We start from the raw sequence: 22,260 nt of genomic DNA, 5'->3' as shown, positions 1-22,260 counted from the left end.
GATGCGAACAATATCGGTTGTGGGTGAGGACCTGAGGGCCAGACGGCTCCCGGTAGGGGCACTACTGGGCTCGATGGCCACCGTCGAGTTGCTCAGCGGCGTCACGCAGGGCTATCTCACACCACTGCTGCCTTCACTCGGCGACAGCCTGCAGATCACGGCATCCGGACAGACCAGGATCTATCTGCTGTCTCAGTTGGCGTTCGCAATCTGGACACCGCTACTCGCCAAACTGGGCGACTCGTTCGGATACCGCCGTTTTCTCCGCCTCTCCATTGCCCTCGTCGCTGCCGGGTCACTGATCATGGCGATCTCGCCGAGCGTGCTGACGATCTCGGTCGGTGTCGTTCTCCAGGGTGCGGTCGTGGGCTTCATGCCGCTCCTGATCGGGATCCTGCGACACCAGGCGCCGGCGAGTCGCCGCACAGGAGTCGGCCTATTGGTCGGCGTCCTCACCGCGGCGGTCGGCATCGGCGGTGTCGTCTCGGGCTCGCTCAGCGAGCGGTCGGCGACACTCGGGCTGTGGGTCGCGGTACCGGTCGCGGTCCTGGCGGTGATCGCCGGCTTCCTCATCCCCGATGGTGCTCCACGGTCGGGCGGCCGCATTCCGATCCTGTCCTTCGCCCTGCTCTCGCTCGGTCTCGCCGGCGTGGTGGCCGCGCTGTCGCTCGGTGCGGACTGGGGATGGACATCAGGAGAAACGATCGGATCGATGTCTCTGGGTGTCGTCGGTCTCGCCGCATGGATCGGCGTCGACTCGGTCTCGAAGTGTCCGATGGTGGATGTCCGCATGCTCGTCCACCCGCCTGTGGCTGTCGTCTCCGGGGTCACCTTCTGTCTGGCCTTCTCGACGATCGGCTTCTTCGGTGCGAACGCGGTCTTTCTCGGGTCCTCACCCGACGACAGCGGATTCGGCCTTTCTTACGGGCCGCGTTCGATTGCGCTCGTCGCACTGGCGCTCAACGTATTCGCGCTCGCAAGTTCGCTCTCCACAGCGACAATGCTTCGCAGGCTCGGCGAACGGCAGACACTTGCCCTTTCGGGCGTCCTGATCGCAGCCTCGTTCGGCAGTGTGCTCCTCTGGCATTCGACGGCGCCCCAGTATCTCGCCGCAATCGCTCTACTCGGCATCGGTTTCGGCGGCTATCAGGCCTCGACGCGCGCACTGTGCGTCGAATCGGTACCCGACCGCGAGACCGCCATGGCGGCGGGGATCAACGAACTCGCGCTCTCGATGGGTGCGGCGATCGGAGCGGCCACTGTCGGCGCAATCCTGTCCGCGACCAGCACTTCCGCGGGCGTCACGTTGCAGTCCTACGTGTGGTTGTGGTGCGTGTGTGCAGCGGTCGCACTCGTGGGGGCCGGCCTCGGACTGTGCTACCGCAAGGGAGCTGACCTCTCATGACGGACCGAAGGACGCTCGTCCCAGCCGATGTTGCGGCGAAGATCGAGTCCTCTGTGGAGACCTGGTCGAGCGCACTGATCACCCTGAGCCACAGCCTCCATCACGAGCCGGAACTGGCGTTCGAGGAACATCGATCGGTATCCAAGATCATCGACCTCGCGGAGGGTGCCGGGTTCGAGACGGCGAAAGGGGTCGGGGGCCTGGCGACGGCCTTCGTCGCGACCAAGGGTACCGGCGCTCTCACCATCGGCTTCTGCGCCGAATACGACGCGCTTCCCGAGATCGGCCATGCGTGTGGGCACAACGTCAACTGCGCCGCCGCGGTGGGTGCGGCAATCGCGTTGGCGGAGGTGGCGGACTCCCTGGATGTCCGGGTCAAGCTCGTGGGAACCCCTGCTGAGGAAGCGGGCGGCGGGAAGGCCATCCTGCTGCGAGCCGGCGTATTCGATGATGTCGCCGCCGCCATGATGGTGCACGCGGGCGGGCGAGACGAGGTGGGCGGATCCTCCCTGGCGATGAGCCAGTGGACGGCCGAATATGTGGGTAGGTCCTCGCACGCCGCGACCGCCCCGTGGCTGGGCGCCAACGCGCTCGACGCGGTGGCAGTGGCGTACAACGCCGTAGGACTCCTGCGTCAGCAACTCGAGCCCGGCCTCGTCGTATCGATCATCGTCACCGACGGTGGGCACGCCTGCAACGTGATTCCGTCGAATGCTCGGGTGGCAGTGGAGATTCGAGCGACATCGACGACCAAGCTCCGGCAGGTGCAGGCGAGAGTGCGAGCGTGTCTCGAAGCCGGTGCCCTCGCAACGGGCACGGACGTCAGCATCACACCCTGCGGCGAGGACTTCGCGGAACTGCGGCAGGACGATTTCATGACCCGCGCATACTCCCGGGCGATCGGCACCCGCGGCCGGACCGCCCTGTCCCGGGCAGGCGACCACATCGCGTCGACGGATATGGGAAACATCTCCCACGTGCTACCCGCCATCCACCCGACCATCGGGTACGACGTCGGTGATGCCGCACACCATACGGCCGAGTTCGCATTGCACGGCACGTCCCCGTCCGCCGACGAAGCGGTACTGGACGGGGCAATGGCGATGGCAGCGGTCGGGGCGGAACTCGCCCTCGATCGAGATCAGCGCACACGACTGCTCGACCGAGTCCAGAATCCACACCTCCGAAGGGAAGAAAAAGTATGAGCGTCGATACCGTTGCGCGTCATGGAGACGACTGTGCACGAGCCGAGGAGACCGTCGTAGTCGGCGTCGGAGCTGTCACACCGGAGCAGGTGCTCAGTGTTGCTCGCCGAGGCGCTGCCGTGACGCTGTCCGAAGACGCGCTCCTTGCGATGAGCGAGTCACGGCGGCGCATCGAGGCGCTGGCCGAGGATCCGAAGCCCGTGTACGGGATCTCGACGGGTTTCGGGGCCCTCGCCACCCGGCACATACCCTCTGCGCTGCGGACGCAGCTGCAGCGCAGTCTGGTGCGCTCGCATGCCGCCGGAAACGGTCCCGAGGTGGAACGCGAGGTCGTGCGTGCTCTGATGCTGCTGCGGCTGTCGACCCTGGCCACCGGCAGGACCGGCGCGCGGCCGGAGGTCGCGCAGGTCTACGCGTCGCTCCTGTCGGCGGGGATTACTCCGGTGGTCCACGAGTACGGCAGCCTCGGGTGCTCCGGCGATCTGGCGCCGCTGGCGCACGTCGCGCTCGCGGTGATCGGTGAGGGCACGGTGCGGGACGCGGACGGCGAATCGATGCCGGCCGCGAAGGCGCTGTCCGCCGCCGGTCTCGCACCGGTCGTCCTCGAGGAGAAGGAGGGGCTGGCCCTGATCAACGGCACCGACGGCATGCTCGGCATGCTGGTGCTGGCGTGCCACGACCTACGTCGGCTGCTGTCGCTCGCAGACGTGACGGCGGCGATGAGCGTGGAGGGGCTGCTCGGCACCGACAAGGTGTTCGCCCCGGACCTGCAGGCGCTGCGGCCGCACCCCGGACAGGCCCGCGCCGCCGCGAACATGGTCCGGTTGCTCACCGGCTCGGAGATCGTGCAGAGCCACGCCGATCCCAGCTGCACGGTGGTGCAGGACGCCTACTCGTTGCGGTGCGCACCGCAGGTGGCCGGGGCGGCGCGGGACACGCTCGCGCACGCCGAGCGGGTGGCGTCGTGGGAACTGGCGAGCGCCATCGACAATCCGGTGGTCACGCTGGACGGGCGGGTGGAGTCGAACGGTAATTTTCACGGGGCGCCGGTCGGGTACGTGCTGGACTTCCTGGCGATCGTCGTCGCGGACGTGGCGAGCATGAGCGAGCGCCGCACCGACCGCTTCCTCGACGTCGCCCGCAATCACGGGCTGCCGCCGTTCCTGGCCGACGATCCGGGGGTGGACAGCGGCCACATGATCGCCCAGTACACCCAGGCGGCGATCGTCTCGGAGCTGAAGCGGCTGGCGGCGCCGGCGAGTGTGGATTCGATTCCGTCGTCGGCGATGCAGGAGGATCACGTGTCGATGGGGTGGTCGGCGGCCCGGAAGCTGCGCCGGGCGGTCGACGGACTGACCCGGGTCCTGGCGATCGAGGCGTTGACGGCTGCTCGTGCGCTGGACCTGCGTGCCCCGCTGGCGCCGTCGCCCGCGACGGGTGCGGTGCGGGACACGATCCGTGAGCATGTTCCCGGACCGGGGACAGATCGTCACCTCGCGCCGGAGATCGAGGCCGCGGTCACCCTCGCGGCCTCCGGCGCGCTGGTCGAGACCGCTGAGGGTGTCGTGGGTGCGCTGGCCTGACGACAATCCGCGTTTCTGCGTCAGACCCGCGTTTCTGGATCAGACCCGCTCGAACACCGCAGCCAGTCCCTGACCGCCGCCGATGCACATGGTCTCGAGCCCGTATCGGGATTCGCGACGGTCCATCTCCCGCAGGAGGGTGGCGAGAATGCGTCCGCCGGTGGCACCGACGGGGTGTCCGAGGGAGATGCCGGATCCGTTGGGGTTGAGGCGTTCGTCGGTGGGGTCGAGGTCCCAGCTGCGGAGGACGGCGAGGGTCTGTGCGGCGAAGGCCTCGTTCAGTTCGATGACTCCCATGTCGGACATCGACAGTCCGAGCTGACCGAGGGCCTTCTCCGTGGCGGGCACCGGGCCGATGCCCATGGTGCGCGGCGGGACGCCGGCCACGGCCCAGGACGCCATGCGGGCGAGAGGCTTCAGCCCGAGTTCCTTCGCCTTCTCGGCGGTCGTCACGATGCACACGGCGGCGCCGTCGTTCTGCCCACTGGCGTTGCCGGCGGTGACGGTGGAGGCGGAGTCGATCTTGGAGCGGATGGCGCGGAGCTTCGACAGCGACTCCACCGTGGTGTCGGCGCGCGGGTGTTCGTCCTTGTCGACGACGAGCGGGTCCGACTTGCGTTGCGGCACCGTCACTCCGACGATCTCCTCGGCGAAGCGTCCCGATTCCTGTGCGGCGACGGCACGCTGGTGCGACTGCACGGCGAGCGCGTCCTGGTCCTCCCGGCTGATGTCGAACTCGGCGCGCAGGTTCTCGGCGGTCTCGATCATGCCGCCGGGCACGGGGAAGTTCGCGCCGCCGGCGGTGACGCGGGCGCGGGCGAGCCGGTCCGCGAGTTGCACCCCTTCGCCCTTGACGCCCCAGCGGATGTTCGGGTTGGTGTAGAACTCGGCCTGGCTCATGGATTCGGCGCCGCCGGCGAGGACGAGGTCGTTGCCGCCGGACGCCACCTGCAGCACGGCGGTGATGACGGCTTGCAGACCGGATCCGCAGCGGCGATCCACCTGCATGCCGGGGACGTCGATGCCGAGTCCGGCGTCGAGGGCCGCGATCCGGCCGATGGCCGGGGCTTCCCCGCCCGGGGACGCCTGGCCCAGGATGACGTCGTCGATCTGGCCGCCCTCGATGCCGGTGCGTTCGACGAGCGCCGTGATGACGGTGGCCGCGAGGCTCTGAGGGGTGATGTCCTTGAACACTCCGCCGAAGCGCCCGACCGGCGTTCGCAGGGGCTCGCAGATTACGACGTCACGCATGGAAAGACCTTTCATGAAGATTCCTCGGGCACTGCGTCAGCGATTGACGGTGGCGAGGTCCTGTTCGATGTCGGTTGCGGTGACCCGCAACGACGGGATGAGATCGGAATGCAGATCCTCGAGGCTGTAGCGCGCGGCGGGAGTGGAGATGTTCACCGCGGCGACGGTCAGCCCGGAGGCGTTGCGGATCGGGGCGGCCATCGACCGCAGGCCTGCCTCGAGTTCCTGGTCGAGAACGCAGATTCCGTCCGCGCGGACCGCGAGAATCGCAGCCTTCAGGTCGTCGCGGGCCGTGATCGTGCGTTCGGTGAGCCGCTCGATGTCGAGCTTTTCGAGGTACGCGTCGAGTTCGTCGTCGGGCAGTCCCGCCAGCAGGACCCGGCCCATCGAGGTGGCGTACGCGGGGAGGCGGGTGCCGATGGTGATGCCCACCGTCATGATCCGGCTGACGGGCACACGGGCGACGTAGACGATGTCGGCACCGTCGAGGATCGACACCGACGACGACTCGTGGACCTTGTGGCTCAGCCTCTCGAGGTGCGGCTGCGCGACCTCCGGCAGCGACAGGCTCGACAGGTAGCTGTATCCGAGTTCGAGCACCCGCGGGGTGAGCCAGAACGCGGAACCGTCCGTGGCCACGTAGCCGAGCTCGACGAGGGTGAGCAGAAATCGGCGTGCGGTGGCGCGGGTCAGGTCGGTGGCGCGGGCGACGTCACTGAGCGTGCGCCGCTGATTCCGGTTGTCGAAGCAGCGGATCACGGCGAGGCCCCGGGCCAGCGACTGCACGTAGTCGGGGGACGGGAGGATCTTTTCCGTCGGTTCGGTAGCGGTCATGTCTGCGAATTCTCCTCCGTGGCCCCGGTGTCGGTGGAGGACAGGTCGGCGAGGGCCTGTTTACCGAGTGCGAACCCGAGATTGCTGTTGGGCACTCCGGCGTAGACGGAGGTGTGGAGGAGCACCTCGCCGATGGTGTCGGCGTCGACACCCGCGCGGAGGGCGGCGCGGATGTGCATGTCTAGTTCGTGCTCGTTGCCGACCGCGGTGAGGACTGCGATCGTGAGCAGCCGCCGCAACTCGTGGTCCAGCCCGGGGCGCGACCAGATGTCGCCCCACGCGGTGCGGGTGATGAAGTCCTGGAACGGTGCCGTGAAGTCGGTGGTTCCCGCCACGGAGCGGTCCACGTGCGCGTCGCCGAGAACCGAGCGGCGCACCGACATTCCCTGCGCGTGCGCGGCGCGACGTCCGCGCGCGTACCCGCCGCCGGCGATGTGTTCGCGCAGCAGCGCCGTGACGGCGCCTGCCTGCTCGAGGTTCGCGACGTGGGCGGCGGGGGAGAGCACCTCGAACCGGGCACCGGTGATGCCGTCCGCGAGGATCTGCATGACCGACGGCGGGGTGGACGGATCCTCCTCGCCCGCGATCACCAGCGTCGGTGCGCTGATGCGGGACAGGTCGGCGGTGGAATCCCAGTCCGCGAGGGCGTCGCAGCACGCGGCGTATCCCTCGGGGGACGTCGACGCGATCATTTCGCGGTAGTGCCGGACGAATTCCGGATCGCGCTTGGCGAGCCCTTCGCTGAACCACCGGGCGACAACGGCATCCGCAAGCGACTCCGGACCGTCGGTGCGCGATGCCGCGGCGCGCTCGATCCAAGCCTGCGGTTCACCGAATTTCGCGGCGGTGCACAGCAGCGACAGCGACAGCACCCGGCGCGGAGTGTGCGCGCCGAGCCATTGGGCGATCGCCCCGCCCATGGACAGACCGACGAAGTGGGCGGCGTCGACTCCGAGCGAGTCGAGCAGGGCGAGGACGTCCTCGGACAGGTCGCGAACGGAGTACGGGCCGTCCGGGGCCGGCGACTCGCCGTGGCCGCGCTGATCGACGGCGACGACCCGGCATTCGTCGGACAGAGCCGCGATCTGCGGGTCCCACATGGACCGGTTGGAACCGAGCGATCCGAGCAGGACCACGACGGGGGCGTCCGCCGCGCCGTTTCGGGGTCCGGAGATTTCGTGTGCGAGTGCGACTGTCATCGCGTTCCTTCCCGGCCGCGGGCCACTGTCTCCAGTGCGCGGTCGACGATGTCGTGGGCGTGGCCGAGGTATCCGGCGGGGTCGAGCAGGGCGCGGATCTCGTCCGCCTGCAGGTATTCGAGGAGCCCCGGATCCTCGTCGAGAGGGTGTCCGGTCTCGCACGCGGCGGTGACGAGGTCGCGCGCGTTGTCGGTGCGGGCGGACAGGGCGCCGGTGACTCGTTCCGTGAGGAGCAGGCCGCCGGTGATGTCGAGGTTGCGGGCCATCGCATCGGGGTGAACGTTCAGTCCGCCGAGCGAGTCGGCGATGCGCGCGACGGCTCCGCCGGTGAGGCGCAGCAGGTCAGTGAGCGTTTCCCACTCGGCGTGCCAGGCACCCGCGGCGCGCTGCTGCTCGTGATCCATCGAGCCGAGGATCGTCGCGACGAGTCCCGGGGTGCGGCGTGCCGCGGCGCGGGCCGCGATCGCGGCGACCGGATTGCGCTTGTGCGGCATGGCCGACGAACCGCCGGGTGACCCTTCGCTGACCTCGCCGACCTCGGTGGACGACAGGAACACGATGTCGGTGGCGATCTTGGACACCGCGCCCGCGGCCGTTCCGAGCGCCGACGCGAGCAGTGCGATGCGGGTGCGATCGGTGTGCCAGGGCACGTCCTGACGTGCGAGCCCGAGCTCGTCGGCGAGCACGTCGGCGACGTCGAGGCCGTGCGGGTAGAGCGCAGCGGACGTGCCGGCCGCACCTCCCAGTTGCACGGGCAGGCCGTCCAGTGCGTCGAACAGCGCGCGAGAAGCCCTGTGCAACGCCGTCATCCACCCGGCGGCGAGCACGCCGAACGTGGTGGGGAGGGCCTGCTGGCCGAGTGTGCGGCCGGCGATCGGGGTGTCGCGCTGGGCCCGTGCGAGCGCCTCGGCGCAGAGCACCGCCTCGTCGAGGGACGCCAGGATGTGCGCACCCGACCGGCGGCAGAGCAGCATCAGGGCGGTGTCGAGAATGTCCTGACTCGTGGCGCCCTTGTGCACGTGGCTTCCGGGCACTCCGAGGTCGGCGGCCGCGACCTCGCCGCGGAGCAGTTTCACCAGCGGGATCACCGGATTACCCCCCGCCGCGGCCGCCTCGCCGAGGGCACCCACATTCATGGAGCCCCCGGCGACGACGCGCGCGAACACCGACGAGACGGCGTCGGCGGACGCGGCGGGGATGACGTCGCATTTCGCCTCCGCCCGGGCCAGTGCGGCCTCGACCTCGACCATCGCGGTGACCCACGCCCGGTCCGAGAGCAGTGCCGACAACTCGCCGGCACCGAACGTCGGATCGAACAGGGCACCCCGGGAAGGTTCCGGAGAGTTCACGCGCGACACCTTTCTGGGTTGTGACCGATTACAGCGCGAAGAACGGGGTTTCCCGTCCTTCTGTGTTCTGCACGTGGATCGTCAGGTGGTATCCGCGATCCGTCTTCTCCGCGATCAGCTTGGGGCGATCTGCTTCCGGGACGGCGGAGAGCACGGGGTCCGATGCGTGCGCGTCCGTGTCCTCGGGGAAGTAGAGCCGCGTGTACAGCCGCTCGAGCATGCCGCGGGCGAACAGTCCGACGTTGATGTGCGGGGCCTCGACGGCACCGTCCTCGGCGGGTAGTGCGCCCGGCTTCACGGTGTGCACCACGATCGTGCCGCTCTCGTCGGCGAACACGCGTGCCAGGCTGCGGAATCCGGCGGGGGTCGCCTCGGCGGCACCGCGGGGATCGGTCGGGCTGTCGAACCGGCCGGCTGCATCCGCCTGCCAGGTTTCGATCATCGCGTCGCCGATGGGCTGACCGGCGCCGTCGATGACATTGAAGGACACGGTGATTCGGCCCGGCGCGTCCTCGGGGACGGTGTTACCGCTGTTCTCCCAGGTGGGGTACAGGCCGATGTGGACATACGGGCCGACGGTCTGGGACGGGGTGACGCCGAACGGCACCTCGTCCTGGCTCTTGGCGAAGACCGGGTAGCGGGGGGCGTCGGGGTTCTGGGTGTCGATCATCAGTGGCCCTCGGTCTTGTTGAACGGCGTGTCCTCGAACGGGGTGGCGTCCTGACCGCGCAGGACGATGTCGAACTTGAATCCGACGGCCCAGTTGTCGTGGGTGTGGTCGTAGTCGAACGTGCTGATCATCCGCTCGCGGGCGGCTTCGGGCACGGAGTTGTAGATCGGGTCCTGGAAGAAGAACGGATCGTCCGGGAAGTACATCTGCGTGACCAACCGCTGGGTGAACGCCTGACCGAACAGGGAGAAGTGGATGTGCGCGGGCCGCCACGCGTTGTGGTGGTTGCCCCACGGGTAGGCGCCGGGCTTGATGGTCGTGAACTCGTAGTGGCCCTGCTTGTCGGTCAGGCAGCGGGCGACACCGTTGAAGTGGGGGTCGAGCGGGGCCGGCCAGGAGTCCATCTTGTGGCGGTAGCGGCCTCCGGCGTTGGCCTGCCACACCTCGATGAGGGTGTCGGGGATGGGTTTGCCCGCACTGTCGAGGACGCGGCCGTGGACGATGATGCGCTGTCCCTGGGCCTCGCCGCCGTTGGCGTGGGTCATGTCGTTCTCACCCTTGGCGATGTCGGCGTCGCCGAAGACCGGACCGGTGATCTCGCCGAGTCGCTGCGGGACCAGGATCAGGTCGTTCTTGGGGCTGCGCAGCCGAGTCGTCTTGTACTCGGGGAACAGCAGCGGGGCATTCGCTTCGTGCCCGGCGTGGTGGTGGGCTGGCAGATGCAGCATGGAAAAAGATCCTCACGTTCTCGATGTGAACAGTCGGCCGCTATTCGCACATAGTAGTCGCGTTCTGTGATGGGGCCAACAGGCGGGGCGCAACTTGTTCGCAATGTGGATGCGTGTTCACTACTCGAACATTTTGCGGTAGCCTGGGTCACATGGTCAACAAAGTCTTCGCAACGGCGGCCGAGGCCGTTGCCGATGTCCCCGACGGAGCGTCCCTCGCGGTGGGCGGCTTCGGCCTCGTCGGTATCCCCTCGGTCCTCATCGACGCCCTCCTCGCACAGGGTGCGACCGACCTCGAGACGGTCAGCAACAACTGCGGCACCGACGGTTTCGGTCTGGGTCTGCTCCTCGAGCAGCACCGGATCCGGCGCACGATCAGCTCGTACGTCGGCGCCAACAAGGAATTCGCGCGGCAGTACCTCAGCGGAGAGCTCGAGGTCGAGCTCACTCCGCAGGGCACGCTGGCCGAGCGCATGCGCGCCGGGGGAGCGGGCATCCCCGCGTTCTACACCCCCGCCGGTGTCGGGACGCAGGTCGCCGACGGCGGTCTGCCGATCCGCTACGACGGCCAGGGCGGCATCGCGGTGGCGAGCAAGCCCAAGGAGACCCGCGAGTTCGACGGGGAGGCCTTCGTCCTCGAACGCGCCATCCGAACCGACTTCGCGCTGGTCCACGCGTGGAAGGGCGACCGCCTCGGCAACCTCGTGTACCGGGAGACGGCCCGCAACTTCAACCCGGACGCCGCCGGCGCCGGTCGCATCACCATCGCGCAGGTCGAGTACCTCGTCGAGCCCGGCGAGATCGACCCCGCCGAGGTGCACACCCCCGGCATCTTCGTCCAGCGTGTGGTCGAGGTCGGCAAGCAGGAAACGGGAATCGAGAACAGGACGGTGCGGGCATGAGCTGGACGCGTGACGAAATGGCGGCCCGGGTCGCAGCCGAGCTCGAGGACGGACAGTACGTCAACCTCGGCATCGGCATGCCGACCCTGATCCCCGGTCACATCCCGGCCGGCAAGGACGTCATCCTGCACTCGGAGAACGGCATCCTCGGGGTCGGGCCGTACCCGACCGACGACGAGGTCGATCCCGAGCTGATCAACGCGGGCAAGGAGACCATCACCGTGGTCCCCGGCGGCGCGTTCTTCTCTTCCTCCGATTCCTTCTCGATGATCCGCGGCGGCAGCGTCGACGTGGCCGTTCTCGGCGCCATGCAGGTCAGCAGCCACGGCGACCTGTCCAACTGGATGGTCCCGGGCGCGATGGTCAAGGGCATGGGCGGCGCGATGGATCTCGTCCACGGCGCGGGCAAGGTCATCGTGATGATGGATCACGTCACCAAGAAGGGTGAGCACAAGATCCTCGAGGAGTGCACGCTGCCGTACACCGGCAAGCGCTGCGTGCAGAAGATCGTCACCGATCTCGCCGTCATCGACGTCACCCCCGACGGTCTGCGGCTCGTCGAGACCGCTCCCGGCCACAGCGTCGAGGACGTCCAGGCGGCCACCGGCGCGAAGCTCCTCGTCGACGCCACCGTCTAGAACGGCCCGCTCAGGCCCCGGTCTTCACGCGCTGGGCTCCGGCATAGACGTTCATCGACTCCCCGCGGAGGAAGCCAACGAGCGTCGTGCCGGATTCCAGTGCCAGGTCGACGGCCAGCGAGGACGGCGCCGACACCGCGCCGAGCATCGGTACCCCCGCCATCACGGACTTCTGCACCAATTCGAAGGACGCGCGCCCGCTGACGAGCAGAACGCTGCCCGACAGCGGCACCCGATCCTGTGTGAGCGCCCACCCCAGCACCTTGTCGACGGCGTTGTGCCTGCCGACGTCCTCCCGCAACGCGACGAGAGCGCCGTCGGGTGTGAACAGGCCCGCGGCGTGCAGTCCGCCCGTCGACTCGAAGATGCGCTGACCCGACCGCAGGGTGGCCGGCATCGACGACAACGTGGCCGCCGTCACCGACAAGTCGTTGCCGGACAACGGAAATCGTGACCGCGTGCGGACCTGGTCCAGCGACGCCTTGCCGCACACCCCGCAGGCCGACGAGGTGACGAATCGGCGTTCCGGTCCACCCGGCGCCGGGACGCCCTCGGCCAGAACCACATCGAGCACGTTGTACGTGTTGGCTCCGCTCTCGTCGACGCCGTCGCAGTAGCGGACGACGGACACGTCGTCGCGGCTCTCGATGACGCCCTCGGTCAGCAGGAACCCGTGCACCAGATCGATGTCGTCGCCCGGCGTACGCATCGTTACCGACAGCGAACGGCCGCCGACCCGGATCTCGAGGGGTTCTTCGACGGCCAGCGAATCCGGTCTGCGTGTCGTTCCGTGCTCGGTGATGCGGACGACCGGGCGCCGCGCGGTGACGCGCCCCATCACCTGGCGCCGGATTCGAGCGGACTGCATGCGGACGAGGGGCGGGTCATGAGTCCATAGTGGCCCCGAACCCGGCGCGACGGCCAGTCGTTCCGGCGCGCCGCCGCGGTGAGCCCGTACCCTCTGGACATGGGTGTGAGCGTGCGAGCTGCGACCGGATCCGACATCCCCGAACTGTCGCGCGTCCTGGCCGACGCGTTCTTCGACGACCCCGTGATGGTGTGGATGTGGCCGGATCCCGACCGCCGGCGGCGCGGCCTGCCGAGACTGTTCGCGGTGGAGATCCGCCATCACCATCTCGCCGGGGGCGGAGCCGAATTGGCAGAGGACGGCGACGGCGTGGTCCGTGGGGCCGCCATGTGGGATCCGCCCGGTGGCTGGAAGCAGTCCACGTTGTCGTCGCTCCTCAGCCTGCCGGGGCTGGTCCGCGCGTTCGGCTCCCGGCTGGGCGTCGGGGCCGCGGTGAGCGGAACCGTCGAAGACGTACACCCGGTCGATCCCGTGCACTGGTATCTGGCGACGATCGGAACGTCGAGCGCGGGACGGGGCGGCGGCTACGGGAAGGCGCTGTTGCGGTCGCGGCTGGACCGTTGTGACGCCGACGGGCTCCCGGCGTATCTGGAGTCGAGCAAGGAAGACAACATCTCCTACTACCAGCGATTCGGCTTCGACGTCACCGGCGAGATCCGGATCCCGGATGGCGGACCGACGGTATGGGCGATGTGGCGGGAACCCGTCCGGGCGACCCCTTAGGCTAAGCTCGGCAAGCCTTACCTAAGTGGATCGTAGTACCTGGTAGACGAGAGGGTCGCCGCATGAACGTGGGTCAACAGAGGATCGGCCTGAGCCGACGCGGATTCCTCGTGGGCACCGGGGGAGCGCTGCTCGCGTTCGCCGCGGCCTGCAGCAGCTCGGACGGCAACGGCAGCGGCAGCGAGCCGTCGGGCCCCGTCGTCGCCCACAAGTACGGCGAGACCCAGGTGCCGACCGACCCGCAGCGCATCGTCAGCGTGGGCTACAACGACCAGGACACGGTCCTCGCGCTCGGCGGGACGCTGGCCGGCACGTTCGACTGGTACGGCGACTACCCCTACGGCGTGTGGCCGTGGGCGCAGAACCTCCTCGGCGACGCGCAGCCCGAGATCGTGGGCACGGCGTCCACCAACATCGACTTCGAGAAGGTCGCGGCCGTCGCCCCGGACCTGGTGGTCGGCACCTACTCCGGCCTCACCCAGGCGCAGTACGACAAGCTGAGCGCCATCGCGCCGACGGTGGCGCAGCCCGCGGACTTCGCCGACTACGGCGTTCCGTGGCAGGACCAGACGAGGATTCTCGGCGATGCGCTCGGCAAGAAGGACAAGGCGGCCGAGCTGGTGTCCTCCGTCGAGACGCAGTTCGACGACGTCCGGGCCGCCAACCCGGCGTTCGCGGGAAAGACCGTCCTCGTCGGCGCGCTCAAGGGTCCGGGGCAGTTCGGTGTGTACGGCCCGGAGGACCCGAAGGTTCGCTTCTTCACCGAACTCGGCTTCGTGAACCCTCCTGTGACGGAGCAGATCACCGGCAACTTCGCCGAGATCAGCACGGAGCAGTTGTCGCTTGCAAACGTCGACCTCCTCGTCTGGTACGCGGGCGGTGGCTACGGCGACAAGCTGCGCGCGGAACTCGACAAGACGCCGATCTATCAGGAACTCGACGTGGTGAAGGCCGGACGCACGATCACGCTCGAGGACGCCGCCGCCGAGGCGATGGCGTGGAGCACCGTATTGAGCCTGCCGTACGCGTTGAACGAGATCCCGCCGCGGGTCGCGCCCCTGCTCGCCTGAGGCGCGGATGTCCGACGGTGTGACCCCGGTTCGTGATACCAACGACTCGTGACCGCGATTCCTGAACTCCACGCCGGAACTCCTTTCGACGACCTCGACGACTACCTCGCGCTCGGCCGCGTCGGAAGCCTCGCGCTGTCCGCGGACGGGCGAAGGCTCGTCGTCGCGCAGTCGACGCTCGGCGAGAAGGCGACGAAGTACGTCACCGCGCTGTGGGAGATCGATCCCACCGGCGAGTTCGCGGCGCGCCGGCTCACCCGTGGCCGCAGCGGGGAGTCCAACCCGACGTTCACCAGCGACGGCGATCTCCTCTTCACGTCCTCCCGTCCGACGCAGGACGAGGACGACCTTCCCGACGACCTGTGGCGACTGCCCGCGCGGGGCGGCGAGGCGGTGGTCGTCGCGCGCCGAGGCGGCGGCATCACAGGGGTTCGCGCCGCGCGGTGCGCGCCGCGTTTCGTCGTGACCACCGGGGTTCTGGGGCGATCCGGCGAGTCCGCCGACGACGAGCGGGTGCGCACCGAGCGCAAGGAGAAGAAGGTCTCGGCGATCCTGCACACGGGCTACCCGATCCGCTATTGGGACCACGATCTCGGTCCCGACGTGCCCCACCTCCTGTCCGCCCCACTGGACGCGCTCGCGGAGAACGGGCAGGAGCCGGAGCTGACCGACCTCACCCCGATGCCGGGTCCGGCGCTGCGCGAGGCCAACTACGCGCTGAGCGACGACGGCGCCTTCGTCGTGACGTCGTGGACGGTTCCCGGTCCGCTCGCGTCGATCCGGAACATCCTGGTGCGCGTCGACACCGAGACGGGGGCGCGCACGGTCCTCGTCGACGACGCCGACGCCGATCTGTCGGACCCGGTGATCTCCCCGGACGGACGGCACGTCGTATTCACGCGGGAATCGCATGCGACACCCGACTCCGCGCCTCGATTCACGCTGCACCGCTACAGCTTCGACAGCGGCACCGTCACCGAGGTGGCGCCGGGGTGGGATCGGTGGGCCACGTCCGTGGTCTGGCTGTCCGACGGTTCGGGGCTCCTCGTCACCGCAGACGACCGTGGGCGCGCACCGATCTTCCTGCTCCGTGACGGCGCGGACCCCACTCGGGTGACGACCGACGACTGCGCGTACACCGACCTGCAGGTGGCCCCCGACGGGTCGACGGTGTTCGCGCTGCGCGCGTCGTACGCGGCGCCGCCGCACCCGGTGCGCATCGACATCACCACCGGTGCCGTGTCGCTGCTGAAGGCGCCCGCCGGCCTCCCCGAACTGCCGGGCACGCTGACCGAGGTCGAGACGGTCGCCGCCGACGGCGCGGCACTGCGCGCGTGGCTCGCGGTGCCGACCGGCGCCTCCGCCCACGCGCCGGTGCCTCTCGCGCTGTGGGTGCACGGCGGCCCCCTGGGTTCGTGGAACACCTGGTCGTGGCGATGGAACCCGTGGCTCCTGGTCGCGCGGGGATACGCCGTGCTGCTCCCGGATCCGGCGTTGTCCACCGGCTACGGGCGGGAGTTCCTCGAGCGGGGCTGGGGTAAGTGGGGCAAGGCCCCGTTCACCGATCTCATGGCACTCACCGACGCCGCGGTGGCGCTGCCGGAGATCGACGAGAAGCGCACCGCGGCGATGGGCGGATCGTTCGGCGGTTACATGGCCAACTGGATCGCCGGACACACCGACCGGTTCAAGGCGATCGTCACCCACGCCAGCCTCTGGGCGCTGGACCAGTTCGGCCCCACCACCGACGCCGCCTGGTACTGGCAGCGGGAGATGACGCCCGAGATGGCGGTGGAGAATTCACCCCACCTGTACGTCGCGGACATCGTCACTCCGATGCTGGTCATTCACGGCGACAAGGACTTTCGCGTACCGATCGGCGACGGGTTGCGGCTGTGGTTCGAGCTGCTGTCCGAGTCGGGGTTGCCCGCGGACGACGACGGTCGCACCGAACACCGCTTCCTCTACTTCCCGGACGAGAACCACTGGATCCTCACCCCGCAGAACGCGAAGGTCTGGTACCAGGTGGTGCTGTCGTTCCTCTCCGAGCACGTGCGGGGCGAGGACGTCGCGCTGCCCGAGATCCTGGGCCGGTAGCTGGCGGACCGGAGCAGCGCCGAGGCGGATTCACGTCCGCTTCTCGCGACCCCGATCGAATTCCTTGCCACCCCACACGCCGGTCTGACCGGTGGCCCTGGCGAACAGCTCACAGCGCATCCGCAGTGGGCAGTGATGACAGACGTCGCGCGCGTACGCGAAATCCTCCGTCGGGAACGGGAACCACCGGTCCGGCTCGGGGTCGGCGCGGCACGCGGCGTCGACCCAGCCCGCGGGGTCGTCGGAGGCAGGCAGCAGGGTGGACAGGGTCGTGTCCAGGACGTCGGTCATCGGGAAATCTCCCCTTCCCGGGAGAAGGTCGGTCGGGTGGCGGCGGGTGCGGGGATCTCGCGGCTAGACCGCCGCGAGATCCCTCCAGATCTGCCGCTGCGCCTTTTCGATGTGCCGGGGCGCCTTCGGCTCCCAGAGGAGCGGCATTCCCGCCTCCTCCGGTGTGCGGTCGGCCTTCCGCTGGTTGCAGGGGACGCAGCAGGCCACGAGGTTGGCCCACGTGTTCGGGCCGCCGCGACTCCTCGGCAGCACGTGGTCGATGGTCGTCGCGACCGGCTCGGCGCAGTAGCCGCAACGATTGCGGTCGCGGCGGAACACGCCCGCGAACGTCGCGCGGCTGCTGTCGGTCACCAGCACGGAATGCGGGACGTAGACGTAGCGCAGCAGTCGAATGGTCTGCGGCAGGCTGATCTCGACGTGTTGCGAGCGAATCGGGAACGGAGGCTCTCGATCTGCGACCGTCTCGGCCGCACCGACGCTGATCAGCACGACGGCGCGCTCCGCGGGGATCTCGCAGAGGGCCTCGTACGTGACATTGAGGACGAGCACATCCGCGCGCGACCAACTGCGGGCGTCGAGGGTGCTGAGGGGCGGATTACGGGAGAAGTGCCTCACGGGAGATCTCGGTTCTGTCGTCGGTTCGCGGCGGTGGGGGCACGCCGGGCGACTGCGGTCGAGTCAGGCGTGTCGGGTGGGGCGGTTGGTCTTCGGGGCGGGCATGATCCCGCGTTCGCCTTGCCGGCCGGCGGGGTAGGAGGAGGCGCCCGTGCGTGACGGCTGCAACCGGGCTGCGTGGGCTGCGGGCAGTGCGCGCATCGCTACGTCCTTCCCGAACTCGACGTGTGAACCGATCGGAACACGTCGAGCATGACACAGGGCACAGCCCGCGTCCTGGCATTTTTCGCGCAATCGGACCCGTGAGCCGGGGCGTGTCGAATCGGACAGGATGCGCGACACGTCCGATGGATGCGGTGAAGTAGCGGTTCTCTCGCTACGGTGTTCGATACGTACCCCGAATGAAGGAGACATCGTGGCACTTCCCCAGCTCACTGACGAACAGCGGGCAGCAGCTCTCGAGAAGGCCGCCGCCGCTCGTAAGGCACGCGCAGAGCTCAAGGACAAGCTCAAGTCCGGTGACATCACCCTCAAGCAGGTCCTTTCCAAGGCCGATGTCGACGACATCATCGGAAAGACCAAGGTCAGCGCCATTCTGGAAGCCCTGCCGAAGATCGGCAAGGTGAAGGCCCAGGAGATCATGGCCAACCTGGAGATCGCTCCGACGCGCCGCCTCCGTGGCCTCGGCGACCGTCAGCGCGACGCCCTGCTGGCGCACTTCAGCTGACACGTTCCCCGGGCGCCCGCCCCATCGCCTTCCGGCGACGGGCGGGCGCCCGGACGCGTCTTTCCTGCCCCCACCCCCGCTAGTGCAACCTGAAGGTTGCGCAATTGGGCGCCGATGTGCAACCGTGAGGTAGCACATCAGCGAGAGGTGAGGATGATCATGAGCATTCCGGACGCATCCCAGGACAGGATCGAGCGCGCGATCCAGATCGACGCCCCCATCGAGCGGGTGTTCCGGCTGGTGAGTGAACCCGGCTGGTTCATCGGCGACGGCGAACCCGGCAAGACGACCACCACACGCGAAGGCGACGTCTTCGTCGTGGACTTTCCCCCGTACGGGCGCTTCCCGATACTTCCCGTCAAGTCCGACGCACCGCACTACGTCTCGTTCCGTGGGGGAGACGATCCCGCACAGCCGCTCGTGGAGGGCACGTCCACCCTGGTCGAGTTCTTCCTGTCGGAGCGGGACGGCGGCACGCTCCTCCGCGTCGTCGAAACCGGATTCGCCGCCCTGTACCCGAATGCCGAGCGCCGCGCGGCCGTCTACGAAGGCAATATCGAGGGCTGGGAAATGCAACTGGCGTTCGCCAAGCGCGACGCCGAACGCGGCGAATAGAGCATCGGTCGTGTCGACCTCGCTGACCGCAGTCGGGGGTTGCGGTCAGCGAGGTCGGTGCGCCGCCGATTCCGGAGGCACGCTCGGATAGTCGTCGGGTCAGTGCACTTCGTTACGCGCCTCGTCCGCTCGGATGCCGGCGCGACGAAATCGGGGAGTACGGACTCGGGTCGATGTCCGGTCGCCGTTCGTCCACGAGATCCGCGAGGATGCGGGCCGAGCCGACAGCCATGGTCCAGCCGACGTGACCGTGACCGGTGTTGAAGTACAGGTTGTCGTGGCGTCCCAGGCCGATCATCGGCGGGCCGTCGGGCGTCATCGGGCGAAGGCCCGTCCGGTATCTGGCCGTGTCCCAGTCCACCGCGCCGGGGAACAGTTCGTTCCCCGCGTCCACGATGCCCGCGTAGTCGGCGGGGGAGTGACTGCGGTCGTACCCGACGAATTCCGCGGTGGCCGACATTCTCAGCTCGTCACCGAACCGCGACCAGGCGACGAGTGTCTTCTCGTCGATGCCGCCCACCACCGGCGCGCGTTCGGGGTCCTTGACGGTCGCGGTCAGCGTGTATCCCTTCGCCGGGTAGACGGGCAGTCGCAGACCGACGCTCCTCGCGACGAGAGCACTCGCGGCCCCGGCGGCGAGAACGAAGGCATCCGCGCGAATGTGGCCCTGATCGGTCACGGTCGACGTGATGGCCGCACCGTCGGTCTCGAGGGCCACGACGGACGTGCCCAGGTGGAACCGGACCCCCAGCCGACCGCATTCCTCGGCGAGCCCCACCGAGAATCGGTGCGGGTCGCCGGTGCCGTCGGTGCGGTCGTGGATCGCCCCGGCGAACGTGGCCGTCCCGTGCCGGAGGGCGGGCTCCGCGGCCGCGATCTCCTCGGGTCCCAGCACGTCCTGCAGCTGTCCGTGGTCGCGGAGCATGTGCGAGTTCATCTGCGCTTGCTCGAGTTCCGCTTCGTCCCGGTACAGGTACAGCACGCCGTTCCGTGTCTGGCAGTACTCCAGGTTCTCGCGGGCGGTGAGTTCGTCCATCAGCTGTTGGCTGTACCGGGCCAGGCGGAGCTTCGCGAGAGTGTTCGACCGCGCCCGGGAGGCCGTGCATTCGCGGAGGAATCGCACACCCCACCGGGCGAGTTCGGCGTCCGCCCGGGGGCGGACGCGGATCGAGGTCGACGCGCCGAGCAACGATCGGACCAGCATGGCGGGAGCCGACGGCGACGCCCACGCGTAGGAGTGACCGGGGGCGATCAGTCCGGCGGTGCTCGCGCTGGTGTCGGACGCGACCTCGCGGCGCCGGTCGTACACATGAACCTCGTGTCCACGTTCGGCGAGCGCATGGGCGGTCGCGACTCCCACGACCCCTGCTCCGAGTACTGCCACCTTCATTCCGCTTCCTTTCCTTCGGTCGAACCCCGGCCCGTGACGGCAATGGCCTGTATCTCCACGAGCAGCTGCGGGTCCAGCAGGTCTGCGACCACGGTGGCCCTGGCCGGGCGGTGCTCTGCGGCGAACCAGCGCATCCATTCCTCGTTGAAGCGCGGGGCGTCGCCGGCGTTCGCGAGATACACCGTGGCCGAGGCGATGTCGTGCAGGGTGGCGCCGGCCGCGGCGAGGACCCTGTCGAGTCGTGTGAGGGAGTGACGGGTCTGTTCCACCACGTCGGTGCCGACGACGTTGCCGGTGTCGTCGAACGAGACCTGCCCGGAGACGAACACGAGGTCGCCGACCCTGCGCGCCGACGGGTACGGGCTGGTGCCGGTGGTCACGCCGGGAACGTCCACGATGTCACCCATGGTCGGGCTCGCCGGCTGTGGTGTCGCCGCGGTCGCCGCGCAGCACTTCCTCGACGTAGAAGCGCCAGCCGAGGAATCCGACCCACAGGGTGACGGTGATGACGGCGGTGGGTACCCCGTAATAGAGGAGGGTGGGAATCATGCGAATTCTCCTTCGGTGACGCGGACGGCAGGCTGCCGCCGGCGCGGATAGCGGGACGAGGTGGCCATCGCGACCGTGACGAAGACGAGCAGGTTGGCGACGACGCCGGGCACCAGCCCGTCCAGTCCGAACGGAGCGTCGAGGCCCCACTGCCACACCGCGGTGACGATCGCGCCTGCCGTGATCGCCGACAGTGCCGCCGGTGCGGACCGCACGCCGAACAGCACGGCGCCGAACAACGGAACGATGACCGTCGGAGCCCACAGGGTGTAGCTGTAGAGAAGGGCGTCGACGATGGACGGAACGCTGAGGGCGAAGATGGTCGCTCCGGCACCGACGACGACGCTGGTGGCCCGCTCGATGGTGAGCCGCCTCGACGGTGGCAGTTCGGCCGGGCTGAGTGGCTGGTAGATGTCCTTGGTCAGGACGACGGCGGTGGAATTGAGGTAGGAACTGGCCGTCGACATCACGACCGCCATCAGCGCGGCCACCACCAATCCGAGAACGCCGACCGGCATCAGATTCATCACCACGGTCGGAAGCGCCTGATCGCTTTCGATGTCGGGGTACAGGACGAGCGCGATCAACCCGAGAGACGCCGAGGTGAAGAAGAAGAAGAACGAGAAGAACCCGGCCAGTGCGTAGCCCTTACGGGCGTGCCGCGAGTCGGGGGTGGAGAACGTCCGCTGCGCGTACGGCGGGACGAGCGTCTCACCGAGCAGTAGTGCCGCGAAGAGAGTGAGGAACTGTGCGGGGGAGTAGTCGCCCATGAACGAAAGATGCTCGGCGGGAACACTGTCCAGGAGAGCCGACGGTCCGCCGACGGCGTCGAGCCCGATGAGGAGCGCAACCGGCAGGAGTACTCCGAGGAAGACGAACTGCAGCAGGTCGGTCTGGATCACCGCCCACGCCCCGCCGAACGAGGAGTAGAGCACTACCACTCCCATGCCGATGATCACCGCGGGCACGGTGGGCACGTCGAGGGTGGCGTTGACGACGGTGCCGATGGCCAGGGCCTGGGCGCCGAGGATGCCGGCGCACAGGACGACGGACAGTATGCCGGTGACGAGTCTCGCCGGCCGGCCGTAGTGGGCCTCCATGATGTCGCCGAGGGTGTGGGCGCCGATGTAGTTCTTGAGTCTGGGCGCGACGAAGTAGCCGACGAGCACCGTCTGAACGCCGAACGCGCAGAAGGCGAACATGTACACGTATCCGTCACGCATGGCGGCGCCGGCGACGCCGAGCGATGCTCCGCCGCCGAGGAAGGCTGCGGCCAGGCTGCCGAAGAAGACCGGCCAGATGATCCGGTTGCCCGCCACTGCGAAATCGTCCGGCGACTTGACGCGTCGCATGGTCTGGACGCCGATCAGGACGAGTAGCAGGAAGTAGGCACCGAGAAGTATCCAGTCGAGGATTGCCATGTGAACTCCTAGTTGGGATGAACTCATCGTAGGAACGTCATGTGACCGTCGTCACTAGGCAAGTTGCCCTTGATCTACACTGAAATCGATACCGAATTGTGCGATGTGCACAATTCCCAGAAGCGTTCAG

General features: G+C 68.5%; 24 protein-coding genes. 10 read left to right on the top strand and 14 right to left on the bottom strand.

Annotated features, from left to right (window positions below):
• The first annotated feature begins 19 nt into the window (after window positions 1-19).
• The 3 genes from CJ177_RS38360 to hutH are packed head-to-tail and all read left to right on the top strand — an operon-like array spanning window position 20 to window position 4,193.
• Window positions 20-1,405 (top strand): MFS transporter, encoded by a 1,386-nt coding sequence (locus CJ177_RS38360; protein ID WP_179443390.1) that lies wholly within the window; start codon window positions 20-22, stop codon window positions 1,403-1,405.
• Complete coding sequence (locus tag CJ177_RS38355) at window positions 1,402-2,610, top strand: amidohydrolase (protein ID WP_082764712.1); 1,209 nt, start codon at window positions 1,402-1,404, stop codon at window positions 2,608-2,610. Before CJ177_RS38360 ends, CJ177_RS38355 begins: the two co-directional genes overlap by 4 nt.
• The gene (gene hutH / locus CJ177_RS38350; RefSeq protein WP_095870198.1) at window positions 2,607-4,193 is read left to right on the top strand and encodes a histidine ammonia-lyase; all 1,587 of its coding nucleotides are present in this window, start codon (window positions 2,607-2,609) and stop codon (window positions 4,191-4,193) included. Before CJ177_RS38355 ends, hutH begins: the two co-directional genes overlap by 4 nt.
• Window positions 4,194-4,232: 39 nt before the next feature.
• Here the strand turns inward: hutH and CJ177_RS38345 are convergent, their stop codons facing one another.
• From CJ177_RS38345 to pcaH, 6 genes are read right to left on the bottom strand one after another with little or no spacing between them, the layout of a single operon-like run.
• The gene (locus CJ177_RS38345) at window positions 4,233-5,444 is read right to left on the bottom strand and encodes an acetyl-CoA C-acetyltransferase (RefSeq protein WP_005248121.1); all 1,212 of its coding nucleotides are present in this window, start codon (window positions 5,442-5,444) and stop codon (window positions 4,233-4,235) included.
• A gap of 36 nt (window positions 5,445-5,480) precedes the next feature.
• A complete protein-coding gene (locus CJ177_RS38340; protein WP_061045321.1) occupies window positions 5,481-6,278 on the bottom strand; it encodes an IclR family transcriptional regulator in 798 nt (265 codons plus the stop codon).
• Entirely contained in the window at window positions 6,275-7,477 is a 1,203-nt protein-coding gene (gene pcaD, locus CJ177_RS38335; protein ID WP_061045320.1) for a 3-oxoadipate enol-lactonase, read from the bottom strand. Before pcaD ends, CJ177_RS38340 begins: the two co-directional genes overlap by 4 nt.
• Window positions 7,474-8,826, bottom strand: coding sequence for a 3-carboxy-cis,cis-muconate cycloisomerase (gene pcaB, locus CJ177_RS38330; protein WP_095870197.1), 1,353 nt, complete (start codon window positions 8,824-8,826; stop codon window positions 7,474-7,476). Before pcaB ends, pcaD begins: the two co-directional genes overlap by 4 nt.
• A gap of 28 nt (window positions 8,827-8,854) precedes the next feature.
• Entirely contained in the window at window positions 8,855-9,496 is a 642-nt protein-coding gene (gene pcaG / locus CJ177_RS38325) for a protocatechuate 3,4-dioxygenase subunit alpha (RefSeq protein ID WP_005248114.1), read from the bottom strand.
• Window positions 9,496-10,224, bottom strand: a complete 729-nt coding sequence (pcaH, locus tag CJ177_RS38320; RefSeq protein WP_025432948.1) for a protocatechuate 3,4-dioxygenase subunit beta — start codon at window positions 10,222-10,224, stop codon at window positions 9,496-9,498. The genes pcaG and pcaH overlap by 1 nt, the downstream gene beginning before the upstream one ends.
• 152 nt (window positions 10,225-10,376) lie before the next feature.
• Here pcaH and CJ177_RS38315 point away from each other — a divergent pair, with 152 nt between their 5' ends.
• Together CJ177_RS38315 and CJ177_RS38310 are read left to right on the top strand one after the other, a co-directional pair.
• Window positions 10,377-11,126 carry a CoA transferase subunit A gene (locus CJ177_RS38315; protein WP_005248111.1) on the top strand — a complete coding sequence of 250 codons (750 nt, stop codon included), beginning with the start codon at window positions 10,377-10,379 and terminating at the stop codon, window positions 11,124-11,126.
• Window positions 11,123-11,764: a 3-oxoacid CoA-transferase subunit B gene (locus tag CJ177_RS38310; RefSeq protein WP_005570063.1), complete on the top strand. Its 642-nt coding sequence runs from the start codon at window positions 11,123-11,125 to the stop codon at window positions 11,762-11,764. The genes CJ177_RS38315 and CJ177_RS38310 overlap by 4 nt, the downstream gene beginning before the upstream one ends.
• Window positions 11,765-11,774: 10 nt before the next feature.
• On the opposite strand, the gene fdhD is transcribed toward CJ177_RS38310, so the two are convergent.
• Window positions 11,775-12,602, bottom strand: coding sequence for a formate dehydrogenase accessory sulfurtransferase FdhD (fdhD, locus tag CJ177_RS38305; protein ID WP_025432947.1), 828 nt, complete (start codon window positions 12,600-12,602; stop codon window positions 11,775-11,777).
• Between the two features lie 129 nt (window positions 12,603-12,731).
• Between fdhD and CJ177_RS38300 the strand changes: the two genes are divergently transcribed.
• The 3 genes from CJ177_RS38300 (at window position 12,732) to CJ177_RS38290 (ending at window position 16,522) form a co-directional block, all read left to right on the top strand.
• Window positions 12,732-13,355: a GNAT family N-acetyltransferase gene (locus tag CJ177_RS38300; RefSeq protein WP_095870196.1), complete on the top strand. Its 624-nt coding sequence runs from the start codon at window positions 12,732-12,734 to the stop codon at window positions 13,353-13,355.
• A gap of 62 nt (window positions 13,356-13,417) precedes the next feature.
• Window positions 13,418-14,425 (top strand): iron-siderophore ABC transporter substrate-binding protein, encoded by a 1,008-nt coding sequence (locus CJ177_RS38295; RefSeq protein ID WP_095870195.1) that lies wholly within the window; start codon window positions 13,418-13,420, stop codon window positions 14,423-14,425.
• Window positions 14,426-14,473: 48 nt separating this feature from the next.
• Window positions 14,474-16,522 (top strand): S9 family peptidase, encoded by a 2,049-nt coding sequence (locus CJ177_RS38290; protein WP_005248104.1) that lies wholly within the window; start codon window positions 14,474-14,476, stop codon window positions 16,520-16,522.
• Between the two features lie 30 nt (window positions 16,523-16,552).
• Here the strand turns inward: CJ177_RS38290 and CJ177_RS38285 are convergent, their stop codons facing one another.
• From CJ177_RS38285 to CJ177_RS47725, 3 genes are all read right to left on the bottom strand, one after another.
• The gene (locus CJ177_RS38285; RefSeq protein ID WP_005248103.1) at window positions 16,553-16,813 is read right to left on the bottom strand and encodes a WhiB family transcriptional regulator; all 261 of its coding nucleotides are present in this window, start codon (window positions 16,811-16,813) and stop codon (window positions 16,553-16,555) included.
• 63 nt (window positions 16,814-16,876) lie between these two features.
• On the bottom strand, window positions 16,877-17,428 hold the full coding sequence (locus tag CJ177_RS38280; RefSeq protein WP_005248102.1) for an HNH endonuclease: 552 nt from the start codon (window positions 17,426-17,428) through the stop codon (window positions 16,877-16,879).
• 63 nt (window positions 17,429-17,491) lie between these two features.
• The gene (locus CJ177_RS47725; RefSeq protein WP_179443389.1) at window positions 17,492-17,629 is read right to left on the bottom strand and encodes a hypothetical protein; all 138 of its coding nucleotides are present in this window, start codon (window positions 17,627-17,629) and stop codon (window positions 17,492-17,494) included.
• Window positions 17,630-17,843: 214 nt separating this feature from the next.
• On the opposite strand from CJ177_RS47725, the gene mihF reads away from it, so the two are divergent.
• On the top strand, window positions 17,844-18,155 hold the full coding sequence (mihF, locus tag CJ177_RS38275) for an integration host factor, actinobacterial type (protein ID WP_005248100.1): 312 nt from the start codon (window positions 17,844-17,846) through the stop codon (window positions 18,153-18,155).
• A 153-nt stretch (window positions 18,156-18,308) separates the two neighbouring features.
• Window positions 18,309-18,770: an SRPBCC family protein gene (locus CJ177_RS38270; RefSeq protein WP_061045316.1), complete on the top strand. Its 462-nt coding sequence runs from the start codon at window positions 18,309-18,311 to the stop codon at window positions 18,768-18,770.
• A 112-nt stretch (window positions 18,771-18,882) separates the two neighbouring features.
• Here CJ177_RS38270 and CJ177_RS38265 read toward each other — a convergent pair whose 3' ends face one another.
• From CJ177_RS38265 to CJ177_RS38255, 4 genes are read right to left on the bottom strand one after another with little or no spacing between them, the layout of a single operon-like run.
• Complete coding sequence (locus CJ177_RS38265; RefSeq protein WP_061045315.1) at window positions 18,883-20,160, bottom strand: D-amino acid dehydrogenase; 1,278 nt, start codon at window positions 20,158-20,160, stop codon at window positions 18,883-18,885.
• Entirely contained in the window at window positions 20,157-20,567 is a 411-nt protein-coding gene (locus CJ177_RS38260) for a RidA family protein (protein ID WP_005248097.1), read from the bottom strand. The genes CJ177_RS38265 and CJ177_RS38260 overlap by 4 nt, the downstream gene beginning before the upstream one ends.
• Window positions 20,560-20,709, bottom strand: coding sequence for a hypothetical protein (locus CJ177_RS47720; protein ID WP_179443388.1), 150 nt, complete (start codon window positions 20,707-20,709; stop codon window positions 20,560-20,562). Before CJ177_RS47720 ends, CJ177_RS38260 begins: the two co-directional genes overlap by 8 nt.
• Window positions 20,706-22,130, bottom strand: a complete 1,425-nt coding sequence (locus CJ177_RS38255) for a sodium:solute symporter (RefSeq protein ID WP_095870194.1) — start codon at window positions 22,128-22,130, stop codon at window positions 20,706-20,708. Before CJ177_RS38255 ends, CJ177_RS47720 begins: the two co-directional genes overlap by 4 nt.
• Window positions 22,131-22,260 lie beyond the last annotated feature (130 nt).

It is taken from the genome of Rhodococcus sp. ACPA1 (assembly GCF_002300195.1).
Taxonomy (GTDB): Bacteria; Actinomycetota; Actinomycetes; order Mycobacteriales; family Mycobacteriaceae; genus Rhodococcus_F; species Rhodococcus_F opacus.
This window is presented reverse-complemented; position numbering and strand designations above follow the sequence as displayed.